The sequence below is a fragment of the Pseudomonas sp. BRM28 genome, from assembly GCF_002939405.1.
GTDB classification, from domain to species: domain Bacteria; phylum Pseudomonadota; class Gammaproteobacteria; order Pseudomonadales; family Pseudomonadaceae; genus Aquipseudomonas; species Aquipseudomonas palmensis.
The window spans coordinates 1,663,876-1,681,264 of the sequence record NZ_PEFV01000001.1 but is presented as its reverse complement, the minus strand read 5'-3'; the positions used below and the strand labels follow the sequence as shown (position 1 = coordinate 1,681,264).

Below are 17,389 nucleotides of genomic sequence, written 5' to 3'. Positions count from 1 at the left end.
ACCCGAGGAACTCATTCCGTGGACCTGGCCAACCTTAGTGCCTTCATCGCCATCGCTGAAACCGGGAGCTTTTCCGGTGCCGGCGAGCGCCTGCACCTGACCCAGCCGGCCATCAGCAAGCGCATTGCCGGGCTGGAGCAGCAGCTGGATGTGCGCCTGTTCGACCGCCTTGGCCGCGAGGTGAGCCTGACCGAAGCCGGCCGTGCCCTGCTGCCACGTGCCTACCAGATCCTCAACGTGCTGGACGACACCCGGCGGGCCCTGACCAACCTCACCGGCGAGGTCAGCGGTCGACTGACCCTGGCCACCAGCCATCACATCGGCCTGCACCGCCTGCCGCCGCTGTTGCGGGCGTTTACCCGTCAGTACCCGGCGGTGGCTCTGGACATCCAGTTTCTGGACTCGGAAGTGGCCTACGAGGAAATTCTGCACGGGCGCGCCGAAATCGCCGTGATCACCCTCGCCCCCGAGCCCCACAGCCTGGTGCGCGCGGTGCCGGTATGGGACGACCCGCTGGATTTCGTGGTTGCCCCCGAGCACCCGCTGGCCTGCAAGGGCGCGGTGGGCCTGGCGGACATTGCCCACCACCCGGCCGTGTTCCCCGGCGGCAACACTTTCACACACCATATTGTGCAGCGTCTGTTCGAGGCCCAGGGCCTGGTCCCCAACATCGCCATGAGCACCAACTACCTGGAAACCATCAAGATGATGGTGTCGATCGGGCTGGCCTGGAGTGTGCTGCCGCGCACAATGTTCGATGAGCAGGTTGCATCCATCGACTTGCCGGGCATACAGCTGTCGCGCCAGCTAGGCTACATTCTGCACACGGAACGAACGTTATCGAATGCGGCCAGAGCCTTCATGGCCCTGCTCGACAGTCACGCAAGCCCGGCGTAGCCCGCCCCTGCCCCGGGCGGCCCGCCACCAAGGACGTATCACCCGCCAAAGGTCTGGTACCGATGCCCAAGTCAGCCAATCGTTTTGCGCGCCTTCCCCGTATCCACGCAGCAGACCCCCAGGAGCTGGAACAGGCCTGGGAGAGTGCGCCGCAGTTGCTCGCGGCGCTCAATGGTGCGCACCTTGGCGCCTGGGTGTGGGATGTGGGCAGCGGGCGCATCAACTGGTCACGAGGCACCCAGGCACTGTTTGGCTTCGATCCGCATCAACCGCTGACCCACGACATCGACTACCTCGACCTGCTGCCGGAAGAGGACCGCGCACGCATGCGCCAGGCCTTTCATGCAGTGCTCAACGGCGAGCCGGTGGACCAGGCCCTGCGCCATCGCATCCGCTGGCCGGACGGCAGCCTGCACTGGCTGGAAGTGAACGGCAGCCTGGCCACCAACCGCGACGGGCGCCTGCAGATGATCGGGGTGGTGCGCGAGATCACCCGCCAGCGCGAACGCGAAACCGCACTGATCAACTCCGAAAAGCGCTTTGCCACGCTTTTTCACCTGAGCCCGAACGTGGTGCTGCTGACCCGGCGCGCCGACGGGCTGATCCATGAGGTCAACCAGCACTTCGAGAACATTCTTGGCTGGCCCGGCGCCCAGGTGATCGGGCGTACCACGCTGGAGCTGGGCCTGTGGGCCAACCCCAGGCAGCGTGACCAGGTGCTGGAGGCCACCAGCGGCAACAACGGCCCGGTGACCCTGGAAGTGCAGTTTCGCGCCAGCAGCGGGCAGGTCCACGATGGCATCCTCAGCACCCAGGCCATCGAACTCGAAGGTGTCACCTACCTGCTCAGTACTTTCGTCGACACCAGCGAGCGCAAACGTGCCGAACAAGCCCTCAAGGACAGCCAGGAGCGCCTGGACCTGGCACTGGACTCTGCCCAGTTGGGTACCTGGGACTGGCACATCCCCAGCGGCATGCTGTACGGCTCGGCCCGCGCGGCACAACTGCACGGCCTGGCGCCGGTGCCGTTCCACGAGTCGTTCGAGGCGTTTTTCGAAGGCGTGCCCGAGCTTGAGCGCAGCGGCATGCGCCAGGCCTATCGCAGCCTGCGCGAAGGCCCCGCGGGCAACTACCAGATCACCTACCGCATCCAGCTGGAAAACGGCGCCTCACGCTACCTGGAGAGTCGTGCACGGCTGTACCGTGACGACCAGGGCAACCCGCTTCGCATGGCCGGCACCCTGCTGGACATCACCGAACAGGTTGAACGCGAACAGCGCCTGACCAGCTCGGAGGAAAAGTTCGCCAGCCTGTTCCAGGTCAGCCCCGACCCCATCTGCGTCACCCGCCAGGACACCGGCCAGTTCATCGAGATCAACCAGGCGTTCACCCAGACCTTCGGCTGGTGCGCCGACCAGGTACTGGGTCGTACCGCCGAACAACTGGGGCTGTGGGCCGAATCGGCCGCCCGCGCACGACGCATCGAGCAGGTGATTCGCGACCAGGCGTTGAACAATGTCGCGGTGGTGGTCAATCACAAGGATGGCCAGCCCCTGACCTGTGTGATTTCCAGCCGCCTGATCAAGGTCGACAACCAGCCCTGCAGCGTCACCACCCTGCGCGACATCACCCAGCAGCAACGCGGCGAAGCCGCACTCAAGGCCAGTGAGGAGAAGTTCGCCAAGGCCTTCCACTCCAGCCCCGACGCCATCACCATCACCGAGCGCGACAGTGGCTGCTACCTGGAGGTGAACGACGGCTTCTGCCGGCTCACCGGCTACAGCGCCGACGAGGTGATCGGCCAGAGCATGGCTCAGATCGGGTTGTGGGCCGACGACAAGCAGCAGACCCTGCTGTTCGGTGAAATGCGTGAGCGCGGGCGGGTGCACCACCGCGAAATGCTGGGGCGCAACAAACGCGGCGAAATCCTCACCGTGGAGGTGTCGATGGAGCCGATCACCCTCAACGAGACAGACTGCCTGCTACTGACTGCCCGCGACGTCAGCCAGCTCAAGAATGCCCAGGCGCAGATCCGTCACCTGGCCTACCACGACCCGCTGACCAACCTGCCCAACCGCGCCCTGCTGATGGATCGCCTGAGCCAGCAGATCGCCCTGCTCAAACGCCAGAACCTGCGCGGCGCCCTGCTGTTCCTCGACCTCGACCACTTCAAGCACATCAACGACTCGCTGGGCCACCCGGTGGGCGATACGGTGCTCAAGATCATCACAGCCCGGCTTGAAGCCAGCGTGCGCCTGGAGGACACCGTGGCGCGCCTGGGGGGTGACGAGTTCGTGGTGCTGCTGAGCGGCCTGGAAGGCAGCCGCGAAGAGGTCACCGACAAGGTTCGCCAACTGGCCGACACCTTGCGCGAGCTGCTGGCCGAGCCGATGTCGCTGGACGGCCAGCGCCTGCAGGTAACCCCCAGCATCGGCGTGGCGCTGATCCCCGACCACGGCACCACGCCGGCCGACCTGCTCAAGCGCGCCGACATTGCGCTGTACCGCGCCAAGGATTCGGGTCGCAACACCACGCAACTGTTCCACACCACCATGCAGAAGGCCGCCAGTGAACGCCTGCGCATGGAGAGCGACCTGCGCATGGCCCTGGCCAGGGGCGAACTGGCGCTGCACTTCCAGCCCCAGGTGGATGCCCGTGACAACCGCATCGTCGGGGCCGAGGTTCTGCTGCGCTGGCACCATCCGCTGTTGGGCCAGCAGCCGCCCAGCCAGTTCATCCAGGTGCTGGAGGAAAGCGGGCTGATCCTGGAGGTGGGCAGCTGGATACTCGACGAAGCCTGCGATGCTTGCTCGCGCATGCTGCAGGACGGGCTGATCGATCCGATGGATTTCAGCCTGTGCGTGAACATCAGCCCGCGCCAGTTCCGCCAGAACGATTTCGTCGAGCGGGTGCGGCGCAGCCTGGACGACTACCGCCTGCCCTACCAGATGCTCAAGCTGGAGATCACCGAGGGCATCGTGATCCAGAACCTGGAGGACACCATCAGCAAGATGCGCGAGCTGAAGGCGTTCGGGGTGAGCTTTGCGATGGATGACTTCGGCACCGGCTACTCGTCGCTCACCTACCTCAAGCGCTTGCCGGTGGATGCGCTGAAGATCGATCAGTCGTTCGTGCGCGATGCACCGCTGGACCCCAATGATGCAGAGATCGTCAAGGCCATCGTGGCCATGGCCAGAAGCCTGGACCTGGCAGTGATTGCCGAAGGGGTGGAGCTGTCGGAGCAACTGGAGTTTCTGGAGCGGCTGGGGTGCCATCTGTACCAGGGGTACCTGCACAGCCGGCCATTGCCGCTGAACGAGTTCAGGGCGATGCTGCTGCAGGCACCGGCGGACTACTGACACACCGCAGTACGGCAGTTGCCAGCAAGGCTGGCCCCTGCAGTGAAGAGCCGCGCGAACCGGGCACAAAAAAGGGCACCCGAAGGTGCCCTCTTTCACTCAGCCCACACTCAGTTCAGCGCAGGTTTCTCGCCGTTGATCGGGATGCGCTTGGCCTTGGCTTCTTCAGGCACAACACGCAGCAGATCGACACTGAGCAGACCGTTGGCCAGGCCCGCCGACTTCACTTCGATGTGATCAGCCAGGCGGAAGGACAACTTGAAGGCCCGCTGGGCGATGCCCTGGTGCAGGTAGGTGACGCTTTCACCACTGCTGTCACGCTTGCCGCCACTGACGGTCAGAACGCCTTTTTCCACTTGCAGGTCGAGGTCCTCTTCCTGGAAGCCAGCTGCAGCAACGACGATTCGGTAGTGGTCTTCGCCATGTTTTTCAACATTGTAGGGTGGGTAGGTGCTACCCGACTCGCTACGTGCCGCGGATTCGAACAGGTCGTTGAAACGATCGAAGCCAACGGATTGACGGAACAGTGGAGCCAGAGAAAATGCGGTAGTCATGGTACATCTCCTGAAATATCAGCGAGTTGGTGATTGCGCGACCCGACTTCGGCATCGCGTACTCCCTAGATAAGGACCCGCCCTAACATTTCAAGCATCGACCACAAAAATTTTTTCAGGCCGCCTCGCTGACCGGAACACCCAGCAGCCGCGCCACGCGATCACAGTCGGTCTCGCGGCGCAGTTCGGTAAACAGTGCCGTGGCTTCGGGGTAGGTACGGGTCAGCATCGCCACCCACTGCTTCAGTCGCCCCGGTGCCTGACGCTCGGTCATCTGTTCCCGGGCCTGCACCCAGAAGTCCTGCAGCAGCGGTTGCAGTGCCTGCCAGTCCAGCGGCACGAACTCGATGCCCTGGCGCTCAGCGGCAATCTGCCGGGCCAGGTCCGGGCGCGACACCAGGCCGCGACCGAGCATGATGTCCTCCACGCCGCTGACCTCGCGGCAGCGGCGCCAGTCTTCCAGCGTCCACACCTCGCCGTTGGCGAACACCGGCACCTTCACCACCTCTTGCACCCGCGCCACGTACTCCCAGTGCGCCGGCGGCTTGTAGCCGTCGACCTTGGTGCGTGCGTGCACCACCAACTGGTCGGCACCGCCTTCGGCCAGGGCGCGGGCGCAGTCCAGCGCACCGTCCGGGCTGTCGAAGCCCAGGCGCATCTTGGCGGTGACCGGGATATGCGCAGGCACCGCCCGGCGCACTTCGCGCAGGATGGCATGCAGCAGCTCGGGCTCCTTGAGCAGCACCGCGCCGCCGCGGGACTTGTTCACAGTCTTGGCCGGGCAACCGAAATTGAGGTCGATGACGGGGGCGCCCAGCTCGCAGGCCAGCACCGCGTTATCGGCCAGGCATGCCGGGTCGGAGCCCAGCAACTGCACACGCAAAGGCACGCCGGCGGCGGTTTGCGCACCGCGGCCAAGCTCCGGGGCCAGCTTCTCGTACACATGCGCCGGCAGCAACCGGTCGCACACGCGAATGAACTCGGTGACACACCAGTCGATGCCGCCCACCTGGGTCAGTACGTCGCGAAGGATGTTGTCGACCAGCCCCTCCATGGGGGCCAGGGCAATTTGCATGGCGTGGGTCTCGCGCGAAAAAGGCCGGCAGTCTAGCAAAAACCGTGGCTTATCGGGCTCCGGCCATCGCGGCGCCGTAGCCCTCGATGAATTCTGCCGGCATGCGCCTGGGCTTGCCGGTGGACAGCTCGATGCACACGAAGGTGGTCTGCGCCCGCAGCAAGGTGGTGCCATCGCTTGGTCGCACCAGCTGGAAGTGACGGGTCATCTTCAGGCGCTGGTCCCAGTCGACGATCCAGGTGGCCAACTGCAGGATGTCGTCCTCATAGGCGCTGGCCAGGTAATCGATCTCGTGACGCACCACGGCCATGGCGCGGTCCAGGCGCCGGTACTCGGCCAGGTCCAGCCCCAGGCGCTGGGAATGACGCCAGGCGCAGCGCTCGAGCCAGGTGACGTACACCGCGTTGTTGGCGTGCCCCAGGCCGTCGATATCCTCGGCACCGACCTGCAGGTCGATGGTAAATGGCGTTGCCCGATCCCAGCTCATGCCCGCTCCCGATCTGTAGTGAACGGGCAGAGTGTAACGGATGCTCAGGCCGATTGGCGCACTGGCCGGGCACTGCGTTGCAGCAGCGCAAGTACGCCGTCGACCAGTTGCGGGTCGGACAGCACACGCATATGCCCGCCCTGGGGCAACAGCAGCAGCTGGCTGTCGAACCACGCCTGATGAATCAGCCGCGCCTCGCTGACGGCGACCAGCGGGTCGTCCTCGGCATGCACGATGAAACCGGGCAGTTCCAGCTGGTAGACGGCCACGTCCAGGCGCGAGATCGGCACCCCGACCTCTCGCTCCACCTGGCGAATGAAGGCTGCCCGCGCCCGCGCCGGCAACCCCAGGTGCCGCGCCATGCCGCGCAGCACCTCGAGCAGGCGCGCCGGCGCGGCGATGCTCACCGCCACCTCGGTACGCAGCCCCCACTGCAGGGCCAGCAGCGTACTGGCACCGCCCATGGAATGACCTATCACCCCGTGCAATGGGCCCAGCTCACCGGCCGCCTCGAGCAAGGCGTGGGCGAACGACACCACGTTGGCCTTGTTTCCACGCGAGCGGCCGTGGGCCGGCCCTTCAAGCGCCACCGCACAATAGCCGGCGGCCACCAGGGCCTCGATCAGATGGGCGAACTGGGTGGGGCGCCCCTCCCAGCCGTGCATCAGCAGCACCGTGGGGCCTTGCCCCCAGCGCAGCGCACTCAGGCCAAAGCGCAGGGTAATGCGCTCGGCACGCGCCAGCAGCGGCAGTTCCCAGTCGCGTGGCGGCAAGGTGCGCGGGCTCATGAAGGCCTGGCGCATCTGCCCGGCCACCCGATTGGGTGCCAGGCGTCCAACAGTGGCGTTGATACCACGAATCCAGCTCAGGCTGTTCATCACGTCGCTCCAGATCAGATCACCGCGGACTTGGCGGCACGCAACACACGGTCGGACAATTCGCTGGTACCCAGCGCACGCGCCAGGGCCAGGCCGCCGACCATCAGGGCCAGGTCGGCCAGCACCTTGTCGGCGTCTTCGGGGGTGTCGGCCAGGTTGGCCATCATCAACTCGATATGCTCGGTCAGCACCGCGCGAAAAGTCGCCGGCAACTGATTGATTTCGCCCAGAGAGCTGGGCAGCGGGCAGCCGCTGTCGACGGCATCGCGGTGTTTGCGCGACAGGTAGAAGGCCGCCACCAGAGCACGACGCGCCTCCCCGTCCAGCGACGCGTCGACCTGTGCCAGCAAGGCCCGGCGCTCGCCAAGCAACTGGCAAAAGGCTTCGAGCATCAGCGCATCCTTGTTCTCGAAATGCGCATAGAACCCACCCACGGTGAGCCCCGCAGCGCCCATCACCTGCTGCACACTGGGGTCGGCCGGGCCGTTAAGGATCAGCGCACTGCGCGCCGCATCCAAAATGCGCTGGCGGGTCTGGGCTTTTTTGTCGTGCATGGCAGGCCTCCAAATATTATGGAGGTAATATTATACTCATAATATTTATTGGCAAGCACTTTCTCCTGCGGCCCAAGGGAGCAAGAAATTTTTTCGAGGGAAAAAACAAAAGGCTCATTCAATAATCGAATGAGCCTTGAAATCCCGCAAAGCGGGTAAAATGGCGTCCCCTAGGGGACTCGAACCCCTGTTACCGCCGTGAAAGGGCGGTGTCCTAGGCCACTAGACGAAGGGGACTTGTAACCTTCGTGCAGGCTCGTTTTCACGAACCCTGGCAAAATTGGTGGAGCTAAGCGGGATCGAACCGCTGACCTCCTGCATGCCATGCAGGCGCTCTCCCAGCTGAGCTATAGCCCCAGATTTCTAGCCTCGCGGCCCAGCGATGCCTTGCAACATCACTTGTGTAAAACTGGCGTCCCCTAGGGGACTCGAACCCCTGTTACCGCCGTGAAAGGGCGGTGTCCTAGGCCACTAGACGAAGGGGACGAACCTTCTTACCACACAACCCGGCTGCTGGAACCCGGTTGAACCCTGAGTTGTATGACCAACTCCGGATAGGGAATTTGGTGGAGCTAAGCGGGATCGAACCGCTGACCTCCTGCATGCCATGCAGGCGCTCTCCCAGCTGAGCTATAGCCCCACAATGTTGCTTTGAACTGAATCGCTTGGCTGGGTGCTTCGCGCTTCGTTTCGTTCATCGCTGTGGACGGGGCGCATATTAAGATCGGATTGAAGACCTGTCAAATAAATTTTCAACAAAATCCAAAAGAAATTTCCGAGATAACAAACACTTACCGGCCTGGGTCAGGAGAGCCCCCGCAAACTCGGGGGTCTCGCCCTTGCAGGAGCCGGCCTTGCCGGCGAAACAGGCGCTGCGCAATACCGGGTACCGCAGCGCTTTGTTCGCCGGCAAGGCCGGCTCCTACGGGAAAAATGCTCAGGCAATGGTGCCCAACAGTTTTTCCCATTCCTTGTTTTCTTTCTTCGACACACCACCCAGCAGGTCCAGCGCCTGGCGCAGGCGGTAGCGGGTCAGGTCCGGCCCGAGGATCTCCATGGCATCGAGCACCGACACCGAGCTGGCCTGGCCGGAAATCGCGGCAAACATCAGCGGCATCGCGTCACGCAGCTTGAGCTCCAGCGCCTCGACCACCGCCTGGATGCAGCCGGTGATGCGATCCTTCTCCCACTGGCGCAGCCCCTCGAGCTTCCACAGGATCAGCTGGATCACCTGGCGTACCTGGTCGGCCGACAGTTTCTTGTGCTCGAACAGCTTGGCGTCGAGCTTGAGCGCACCTTCGAAGAAGAACCCACCCAGCGGCGCAATCTGGCTGAAGGTCTCTACCCTGCCCTGCACGTGCGGCGCGATCTTCATCATGTAGTCGCTGTTGAACGCCCATTTCTGCACGCGCGCGGCAAACTCTGCGACAGGCAGCTCACGCAGCCACTGGCCGTTGAGCCACGACAGCTTCTCGATGTCGAAGATCGGGCCGCCCAGCGACACACGCGACAGGTCGAAGTGCTCGACCATTTCGGCCAGCGAGAACTTCTCGCGCTCGTCCGGCATCGACCAACCCATGCGGCCCAGGTAGTTGAGCATGGCTTCGGGCATGAAGCCCATGCGCTCGTAGAAGGTCACCGAGGTCGGGTTCTTGCGCTTGGACAGCTTGCTCTTGTCGGGGTTGCGCAGCAGCGGCATGTAGCACAGGGTTGGCTGCTCCCAGCCGAAGTACTCGTACAGCTTGATCAGCTTGGGCGCCGAAGGCAGCCACTCTTCGCCACGCAATACGTGGGTGATGCCCATCAGGTGGTCATCGACCACGTTGGCCAGGAAGTAGGTCGGCAGGCCATCTGTCTTCATCAGTACCTGCATGTCCATGCGGTCCCACGGAATCTCGACGTCGCCGCGCAGCATGTCCGGTACCACGCACACGCCTTCGGTCGGCACTTTCATGCGGATCACATGGGGCTCGCCGGCGGCCAGGCGACGCTGCACTTCTTCAGGTGAGAGCAGCAAGGCGCGCCCGTCATAGCGCGGGGTTTCGCCGCGGGCCATCTGCTCGGCACGCATCTGGTCCAGTTCTTCGGCGGTACAGAAGCACGGGAAGGCATGGCCCAGATCGACCAGTTGCTGGGCGTACTGCTTGTAGATCTCGCCGCGTTCGCTCTGGCGGTACGGGCCGTGCGGGCCGCCGACATCCGGGCCTTCGCTCCATTCGATACCCAGCCAGCGCAGGGCATCGAAGATCTGCTGCTCGGACTCGCGGGTGGAGCGCAGCTGATCGGTATCTTCGATACGCAGGATGAATTCGCCACCGTGCTGCTTGGCGAAGCAGTAGTTGAACAGGGCGATGTAGGCGGTGCCGACATGGGGATCGCCAGTCGGCGAAGGCGCGATACGCGTGCGAACGGTGGTCATGAGAGTCTCGAACAAGAGGTGAAACAAAGGCTGGATGTTAACAGCACGGGGCCACCCGGCTCCAGCAATGGGCACGATCGGCGCTTGTGTTTGCCAAGGCAAACCTTGTTAAATTTGCTTACATTTTTGGAACGATCGTACCCATGCCTGCCCAACTCAAGCGTCGCCTGCTGATTTTCCTGACCCTGGTTCTGCTCATCGGCCTGGGCTTTCTGGCCCACTGGTACTTCAAGGGGCGCTTCTACGAGAGCACCGACAACGCCTACGTGCAGGGCGAGATCACCCGGGTTTCCAGCCAGTTGGGCGCGCGCATCGAGCAGGTGCTGGTCGAGGACAACCAGCATGTGGCCAAGGGCGACCTGCTGGTGCGCCTGGAAGGCAACGACTTCCAGTTTGCCGTGGAGCGCGCCCGCGCCACCCTGGCCACCCGCGAGGCCGAGCGCCTGCAAGCCGACAGCCGCCTGACGCAGCAGGCGAGCCTGATCGCCGCCGGCCAGGCACAGGTGTCGGCCAACCAGGCCACGCTTGGGCGTACCCAGCTGGACCTCAACCGTGCACAGGCGCTGCGCAAGCCAGGCTTTGTCTCGGAAGAACGGGTGACCACCCTGTCGGCCGAAAGCAACGTGGCACGCTCCCAGGTGAGCAAGGCCCAGGCCGATCTGCAGGGTCAACGCCAGCAGGTCAACGCACTGGCTGCCGAACTCAAGCGCCTGGACGCCCAGATCGCCACCGCCCGCACCGACCTGGCCCAGGCCGAGCTGAACCTGAGCCGCAGTGAAATTCGCGCGCCGATCAGCGGCATGATCGGCCAGCGCGCGGCACGCAACGGCCAGTACGTGCAGGCCGGCGCCTACCTGCTGTCGATCGTGCCCGATCAGGACATCTGGGTGCAGGCCAACTTCAAGGAAACCCAGATCGGCAAGATGCAGCCCGGCCAGCGTGCCGAGCTGGTGTTCGACAGCTACCCCGACACGCCGATCGAAGGCCGCGTCGACAGCCTGTTCGCCGCTTCCGGCGCGCAGTTCAGCCTGCTGCCACCCGACAACGCCACCGGCAACTTCACCAAGGTCGTGCAGCGCATCCCGGTCAAGCTGACCTTTGCCGCCGACAACCCGCTGCACGGCAAGATCCGCCCGGGCATGTCGGTGACCGCCACCGTCGATATCCGTACCGATGGCCGGTGATCAACTGATCCGTCCCGCCGGCGAACCCAGCCGGCGCGACTGGATCGCGGTGATGAGCGTGATGCTCGGCGCGTTCATGGCAGTGCTCGACATCCAGATCACCAACTCGTCGCTCAAGGACATCCAGGGCGCCCTGTCGGCGACCCTGGAAGAAGGCTCGTGGATCTCTACCTCCTACCTGGTGGCCGAGATCATCATGATCCCGCTGACCGCCTGGCTGGTGCAGCTGCTGTCGGCGCGGCGTCTGGCGGTATGGGTGTCGGCGGGTTTTCTGGTGTCGTCGCTGCTGTGCTCGATGGCCTGGAACCTGGAAAGCATGATCGTGTTCCGCGCCCTGCAGGGTTTTACCGGCGGCGCGCTGATCCCGCTGGCCTTCACCCTGACCCTGATCAAGCTGCCCGAGCATCACCGCGCCAAGGGCATGGCGATGTTCGCCATGACCGCCACCTTCGCCCCGTCCATCGGCCCTACTCTGGGCGGCTGGCTGACCGAGAACTGGGGCTGGGAATACATCTTCTACATCAACATCCCGCCCGGTTTGATCATGATCGGCGGCTTGCTGTACGGCCTGGAGAAGAAGGAAGCACACTGGGAGCTGCTCAAAAGCACCGATTACACCGGCATCCTGACGCTGGGCGTCGGGCTTGGCTGCCTGCAGGTGTTTCTTGAGGAGGGGCATCGCAAGGACTGGCTCGAGTCGGGGCTGATCGTCACCCTGGGCAGCATTGCCCTGGTCAGCCTCATTACCTTCGTGATCGTGCAGTTCTCGAAACCCAACCCGCTGATCAACCTGCGCATCCTGCAGAACCGCAATTTCGGGTTGTCGAGCATTGCCAGCCTGGGCATGGGCGTGGGGTTGTACGGTTCGATCTACCTGCTGCCGCTGTACCTGGCGCAGATCCAGAACTACAACGCCCTGCAGATCGGCGAAGTGATCATGTGGATGGGGGTGCCGCAGCTGTTCCTGATCCCGCTGGTGCCGCAACTGATGAAGGTGATTTCGCCGAAGATCCTCTGCACCATCGGCTTCGGGCTGTTCGGGCTGGCGAGTTTCAGCTCGGGGGTATTGAACCCGGACTTTGCCGGCACCCAGTTCAACCATATCCAGATCATCCGCGCGCTGGGGCAGCCGATGATCATGGTGACCATCTCGCTGATTGCCACGGCCTATATCCAGCCGCAGGACGCAGGCTCGGCGTCGAGCCTGTTCAACATCCTGCGCAACCTGGGCGGGGCCATCGGCATTGCGCTGCTGGCCACGCTGCTGGATGCGCGCACCAAGGTGTATTTCGACTACCTGCGCGAGGCGGTGGTACCGACCAACGCCGCAGTGGCCGAGCGGTTGACCTTGCTGACCGAGAAGCTGGGCAGCGAAGGGGCAGCACTGGCCAGGCTGAGCGAGATCACCCATCAGCAGGCGATGATCATGGCGTACAACGATGCCTTCCATTTTGTCGGCATCGGGCTGGCAATCAGCATGGTGGCGGTGCTGTTGACGAAGAAGCTGCCGCAGGGGTTGAAGGCGGGCGAGGCGCACTAGACCGCGTTGAAGTCTTCGCTGGCAAGCCCGCTCCCGCAGGTACTCCATTGCCCTTGGCGTCAATGTGATCCTGTGGGGGCAGGCTTGACCCGCGAAAGGCCCGTCAGACCGTGAGCAATCGCTCACGCAACTGCGCGATCTCGTCGCGCATCTGCGCTGCAGCCTCGAACTCCAGGTCCCGCGCCAGCTGGTACATCTTTTCTTCCAGCGCCTTGATGCGCTTGGCGATCTCGCCAGGCGAACGCAACTCGGCCTCGTAACGCTCGCGCTCCTCGGCGGCCTTGGCCATGCCCTTGCGCTTCTTGCTGCGCGAGCCGGGCACGTTGGCGCCTTCCATGATGTCGGTGATGTCCTTGACCACGCCCTTGGGCACGATGCCGTTGGCCTCGTTGAAGGCCATCTGCTTGTCGCGGCGACGCTCGGTTTCGCCGATCGCCCGCTCCATCGAACCAGTCATATTGTCGGCGTACAGGATCGCGCGGCCGTTGAGGTTGCGCGCCGCGCGCCCGATGGTCTGGATCAGCGAGCGCTCCGAACGCAGGAAGCCCTCCTTGTCCGCATCCAGAATCGCCACCAGCGAGACCTCGGGCATGTCCAGGCCCTCGCGCAGCAGGTTGATACCCACCAGCACATCGAAGGTGCCCAGGCGCAGGTCGCGGATGATCTCGACTCGCTCAACGGTATCGATGTCCGAGTGCAGGTAGCGCACCCGCACATCGTGATCGGCCAGGTAGTCGCTGAGGTCTTCGGCCATGCGCTTGGTCAGGGTAGTGACCAGCACCCGCTCCTCCACCGCCACACGCTTGCGAATCTCCGACAGCAGGTCATCCACCTGGGTCGTGGCAGGACGCACCTCCACCTGGGGGTCGACCAGACCGGTCGGGCGCACCACCTGCTCCACCACACGGCCAGCATGCTCGGCCTCGTAGTTGCCCGGCGTGGCCGAGACGAAGATGGTCTGCGGGCTGACCGACTCCCATTCGTCAAAGCGCATGGGCCGGTTGTCCAACGCCGAAGGCAGGCGAAAGCCGTACTCCACCAGGGTTTCCTTGCGCGAGCGGTCCCCCTTGTACATGGCCCCCACCTGCGGAACGCTGACGTGGGATTCGTCGATCACCAGCAACGCATCCGGCGGCAGGTAGTCGTACAGGGTCGGCGGCGGCGCGCCGGCCGGACGCCCGGACAGGTAGCGCGAGTAGTTTTCGATGCCGTTGCAGTAGCCCAGCTCCAGGATCATCTCCAGGTCGAACCGGGTGCGCTGCTCCAGTCGCTGGGCCTCGACCAGCTTGTTGTGCTTGTGCAGGTACTCCAGGCGTTCCTTGAGCTCCGCCTTGATCCCGTCCATGGCCTCGAGCAGGGTTTCGCGCGGGGTCACGTAGTGGCTCTTGGGGTAGAAGGTGAAGCGCGGCAGCTTGCGGATCACCTCGCCGGTCAGCGGGTCGAAGGCCGCGATGTTCTCCACCTCGTCATCGAACAGCTCGATGCGGATGGCCTCCAGGTCCGATTCGGCCGGGAAGATGTCGATCACGTCGCCGCGCACACGGAAGGTGGCGCGGGCAAAGTCCATGTCGTTGCGGGTGTACTGCAGGTCGGCCAGACGGCGCAGCAAGGCCCGCTGGTCGAGCTTGTCGCCACGGTCCACGTGCAGCACCATCTTCAGGTAGGTTTCCGGGCTGCCCAGACCATAGATGCACGACACCGTGGTGACGATGATCGCGTCACGCCGCTCCAGCAGCGCCTTGGTCGCCGACAGGCGCATCTGCTCGATATGGTCGTTGATCGAGGCGTCCTTCTCGATGAAGGTGTCGGAGGACGGCACGTAGGCTTCGGGCTGGTAGTAGTCGTAGTAGGAAACGAAATACTCCACCGCGTTGTTCGGGAAGAATGACTTGAACTCGCCATACAACTGGGCGGCCAGGGTCTTGTTCGGCGCCAGTACCAGAGTCGGGCGCTGCACCTGGGCAATCACGTTGGCGATGCTGAAGGTCTTGCCCGAACCCGTCACCCCGAGCAGGGTCTGGTGCGCCAGCCCGGCCTCGATCCCCTCGACCATCAGGCGAATGGCTTCGGGCTGATCACCCGCCGGCTGGAAACGGGTGACGAGTTGAAACTCGGACATGGTGAACCCCTGGAAATGAACGGATACAGGCAACTGTATTTATAGACAGTACTTATACCCAATTGGTGGTGCCCGGCGCCAGTTTCAAGGCAAACCACGGACTGTTTCACAGTATTGACCGGCGCAAGCGACTGACGGTCGAAAAATATTCGCGAAAACAGCAGTAAAAGCTGCGACAGACTGTCGCCGTGACCGATGGGTATCACTATACTGACTCCCCGTTTGTGCACCGCTTCAGTGCATTCGGCTGGAGCGTGCGACCTCTATCACTCTCCATTCAGAGCCAAGGTAAAAATGAGCCTGTTTTCCGCTGTCGAGCTGGCACCCCGCGACCCTATCCTGGGCCTCAACGAAGCGTTCAATGCCGATACCCGCACCCACAAGGTGAACCTGGGCGTTGGTGTTTACTGCAACGAAGAAGGGCGTATCCCACTGCTGCGTGCAGTCATCGAAGCCGAAACCCAACGCGCCGCCCAGCACGCCTCCCGCGGCTACCTGCCGATCGACGGCATCGTGGCCTACGACCAGGCCGTGCAGAAGCTGCTGTTCGGTGCCGATTCGCCCCTGCTGGCCGCCGGCCGTGTGGTCACCACCCAGTCCGTCGGTGGTACCGGCGCCTTGAAGATCGGCGCTGACTTCCTCAAGCAGCTGTCGCCCAATGCCACTGTCGCAATCAGCGACCCGAGCTGGGAAAACCACCGCGCCCTGTTCGAAACCGCCGGTTTCCCGGTCAAGAACTACCGCTACTACGACGCCGCCACCCATGACGTCAACCGTGCCGGCATGCTCGAGGACCTGAACGCGCTGCCGGCCGGCTCGATCGTGGTACTGCACGCCTGCTGCCACAACCCGACCGGCGTCGACCTGACCCCGGCCGACTGGAACAACGTGCTCGAGGTGGTCAAGGCCAAGGGTCACATCCCGTTCCTGGACATGGCCTACCAGGGCTTTGGCCAGGGCATCGCCGAAGACGCCGCTGCCGTGCGCCTGTTCGCCGAATCGGGCCTGGACTTCTTCGTCTCCAGCTCGTTCTCCAAGTCGTTCTCGCTGTACGGCGAGCGCGTCGGCGCCCTGTCGATCGTCACCGAGTCCAAGGAAGAGGCCACTCGCGTGCTGTCGCAGGTCAAGCGCGTGATCCGCACCAACTACTCCAACCCGCCGACCCACGGCGCCACCATTGTCGCCACCGTGCTCAACAGCCCCGAGCTGCGCGCAATGTGGGAAGCGGAACTGGCCGAGATGCGCCAGCGCATCCACGGCATGCGCAAGCAGATGGTCGAGCTGCTGGCCCAGTACGGCGCACAGCAGGACTTCAGCTTCGTCGGGCGTCAGTGCGGCATGTTCTCCTACTCGGGCCTGACCGTCGAGCAGGTGGCACGCCTGAAGGACGAGCATGCGATCTATGCTCTGGATACCGGTCGTATCTGCGTCGCCTCGTTGAACCAGAACAACATTCACGTGGTGACCAAGGCGATCGTCGAGGTCCTGTAACACCTGATTGCTCAGGGGGAGCTTGACTTCCCCTTAGCAATCAGTAAGATACGCTCCAGATTCCGCGATAGCTCAGTCGGTAGAGCAAATGACTGTTAATCATTGGGTCCCAGGTTCGAGTCCTGGTCGCGGAGCCAAACATCATTTCAGAGCGTGCTTGCACAGCCTCTGAAATACTCGAAAAACCCGCCTTTTGGCGGGTTTTTTCGTTTTGGTCTTCAGCCCGGACCAGGGCTGCCGGGCGATACAGGCTGCGACAGGCTATTGCTGCCCGATTGGAAAGAACTGCCCCGCACTCCATACGCCCAGCCATGGCTGCCCATCGATGTCACGCGTTACAGCCAGCTCTACCAGCTGGTAAAACACGCTGCGATGGATCAGCGCCTCGAGGTTGTTGCGCATGTGCACGTAAGGCGAAGGCTCCTGTGTCAGCGGGTCGATCACGAAACGCAGCGGGTGCTCGGGCCCGGCCTCGACCACATCCTCCACATTGCTGGTGAAGCGCAGCACCTGCTGCTCACCACTGCCCTGCACGTCCATGAGCACCGCCACGAACGGCGCATCATCGACCTGGATTCCGACCTTTTCCACAGGCGTGACCAGAAAGTAGTCATCCCCGTCGCGACGGATGATGGTGGAGAACAGACGCACCATCGGCTTGCGACCAATCGGGGTGCCCAGGTAGTACCAGGTACCGTCGCGGGCGATTCGCATGTCGATGTCGCCGCAGAAGTCCGGATTCCACAGGTGGACCGGCGCCGGGCCTTTGCCGACCTTCGGGAGTTGCGCCAACAGGTCATTGGCCTTGCCGGTATCCACCATCATCTGCTCC

At 63.5% G+C, this 17,389-nt stretch carries 13 protein-coding genes and 5 tRNA genes; 6 read left to right on the top strand and 12 right to left on the bottom strand.

What is annotated here, in order from left to right:
* The first annotated feature begins 18 nt into the window (after window positions 1-18).
* Together CR917_RS07965 and CR917_RS07960 are read left to right on the top strand one after the other, a co-directional pair.
* Complete coding sequence (locus CR917_RS07965) at window positions 19-897, top strand: LysR family transcriptional regulator (RefSeq protein WP_104572102.1); 879 nt, start codon at window positions 19-21, stop codon at window positions 895-897.
* A 62-nt stretch (window positions 898-959) separates the two neighbouring features.
* Window positions 960-4,256, top strand: a complete 3,297-nt coding sequence (locus tag CR917_RS07960) for a PAS domain S-box protein (RefSeq protein WP_043862856.1) — start codon at window positions 960-962, stop codon at window positions 4,254-4,256.
* 110 nt (window positions 4,257-4,366) lie between these two features.
* Here the strand turns inward: CR917_RS07960 and CR917_RS07955 are convergent, their stop codons facing one another.
* The 10 genes from CR917_RS07955 to gltX form a co-directional block, all read right to left on the bottom strand.
* Entirely contained in the window at window positions 4,367-4,810 is a 444-nt protein-coding gene (locus CR917_RS07955) for an Hsp20 family protein (protein ID WP_043862857.1), read from the bottom strand.
* Window positions 4,811-4,925: 115 nt separating this feature from the next.
* A complete protein-coding gene (locus tag CR917_RS07950; protein ID WP_104572101.1) occupies window positions 4,926-5,885 on the bottom strand; it encodes a tRNA-dihydrouridine synthase in 960 nt (319 codons plus the stop codon).
* A gap of 49 nt (window positions 5,886-5,934) precedes the next feature.
* Window positions 5,935-6,372 carry a thioesterase family protein gene (locus CR917_RS07945; protein ID WP_043862859.1) on the bottom strand — a complete coding sequence of 146 codons (438 nt, stop codon included), beginning with the start codon at window positions 6,370-6,372 and terminating at the stop codon, window positions 5,935-5,937.
* Window positions 6,373-6,416: 44 nt separating this feature from the next.
* On the bottom strand, window positions 6,417-7,250 hold the full coding sequence (locus CR917_RS07940; protein WP_043862860.1) for an alpha/beta fold hydrolase: 834 nt from the start codon (window positions 7,248-7,250) through the stop codon (window positions 6,417-6,419).
* A gap of 14 nt (window positions 7,251-7,264) precedes the next feature.
* The gene (locus tag CR917_RS07935) at window positions 7,265-7,804 is read right to left on the bottom strand and encodes a TetR/AcrR family transcriptional regulator (protein WP_078479730.1); all 540 of its coding nucleotides are present in this window, start codon (window positions 7,802-7,804) and stop codon (window positions 7,265-7,267) included.
* Window positions 7,805-7,965: 161 nt separating this feature from the next.
* A tRNA-Glu gene (locus CR917_RS07930) sits at window positions 7,966-8,041 on the bottom strand.
* Window positions 8,042-8,085: 44 nt separating this feature from the next.
* Window positions 8,086-8,161, bottom strand: a tRNA-Ala gene (locus tag CR917_RS07925).
* A gap of 53 nt (window positions 8,162-8,214) precedes the next feature.
* Window positions 8,215-8,290: transfer RNA gene (locus tag CR917_RS07920), tRNA-Glu, on the bottom strand.
* Window positions 8,291-8,368: 78 nt separating this feature from the next.
* Window positions 8,369-8,444: transfer RNA gene (locus tag CR917_RS07915), tRNA-Ala, on the bottom strand.
* 297 nt (window positions 8,445-8,741) lie between these two features.
* Entirely contained in the window at window positions 8,742-10,223 is a 1,482-nt protein-coding gene (gene gltX, locus CR917_RS07910; RefSeq protein ID WP_043862862.1) for a glutamate--tRNA ligase, read from the bottom strand.
* A gap of 143 nt (window positions 10,224-10,366) precedes the next feature.
* Here gltX and CR917_RS07905 point away from each other — a divergent pair, with 143 nt between their 5' ends.
* Both CR917_RS07905 and CR917_RS07900 read left to right on the top strand, forming a co-directional pair.
* On the top strand, window positions 10,367-11,407 hold the full coding sequence (locus tag CR917_RS07905) for an HlyD family secretion protein (protein WP_043862863.1): 1,041 nt from the start codon (window positions 10,367-10,369) through the stop codon (window positions 11,405-11,407).
* Window positions 11,408-11,456: 49 nt separating this feature from the next.
* Window positions 11,457-12,947 carry an MDR family MFS transporter gene (locus CR917_RS07900; protein ID WP_173925078.1) on the top strand — a complete coding sequence of 497 codons (1,491 nt, stop codon included), beginning with the start codon at window positions 11,457-11,459 and terminating at the stop codon, window positions 12,945-12,947.
* A 103-nt stretch (window positions 12,948-13,050) separates the two neighbouring features.
* Here CR917_RS07900 and uvrB read toward each other — a convergent pair whose 3' ends face one another.
* Entirely contained in the window at window positions 13,051-15,066 is a 2,016-nt protein-coding gene (gene uvrB, locus CR917_RS07895) for an excinuclease ABC subunit UvrB (protein WP_043862865.1), read from the bottom strand.
* A 294-nt stretch (window positions 15,067-15,360) separates the two neighbouring features.
* Here uvrB and CR917_RS07890 point away from each other — a divergent pair, with 294 nt between their 5' ends.
* The gene (locus CR917_RS07890; RefSeq protein ID WP_078479732.1) at window positions 15,361-16,557 is read left to right on the top strand and encodes an amino acid aminotransferase; all 1,197 of its coding nucleotides are present in this window, start codon (window positions 15,361-15,363) and stop codon (window positions 16,555-16,557) included.
* Window positions 16,558-16,618: 61 nt separating this feature from the next.
* Window positions 16,619-16,694, top strand: a tRNA-Asn gene (locus CR917_RS07885).
* Window positions 16,695-16,818: 124 nt separating this feature from the next.
* Here CR917_RS07885 and CR917_RS07880 read toward each other — a convergent pair.
* Window positions 16,819-17,379, bottom strand: coding sequence for a DUF1285 domain-containing protein (locus tag CR917_RS07880; RefSeq protein ID WP_043862867.1), 561 nt, complete (start codon window positions 17,377-17,379; stop codon window positions 16,819-16,821).
* Between the last annotated feature and the right edge of the window lie 10 nt (window positions 17,380-17,389).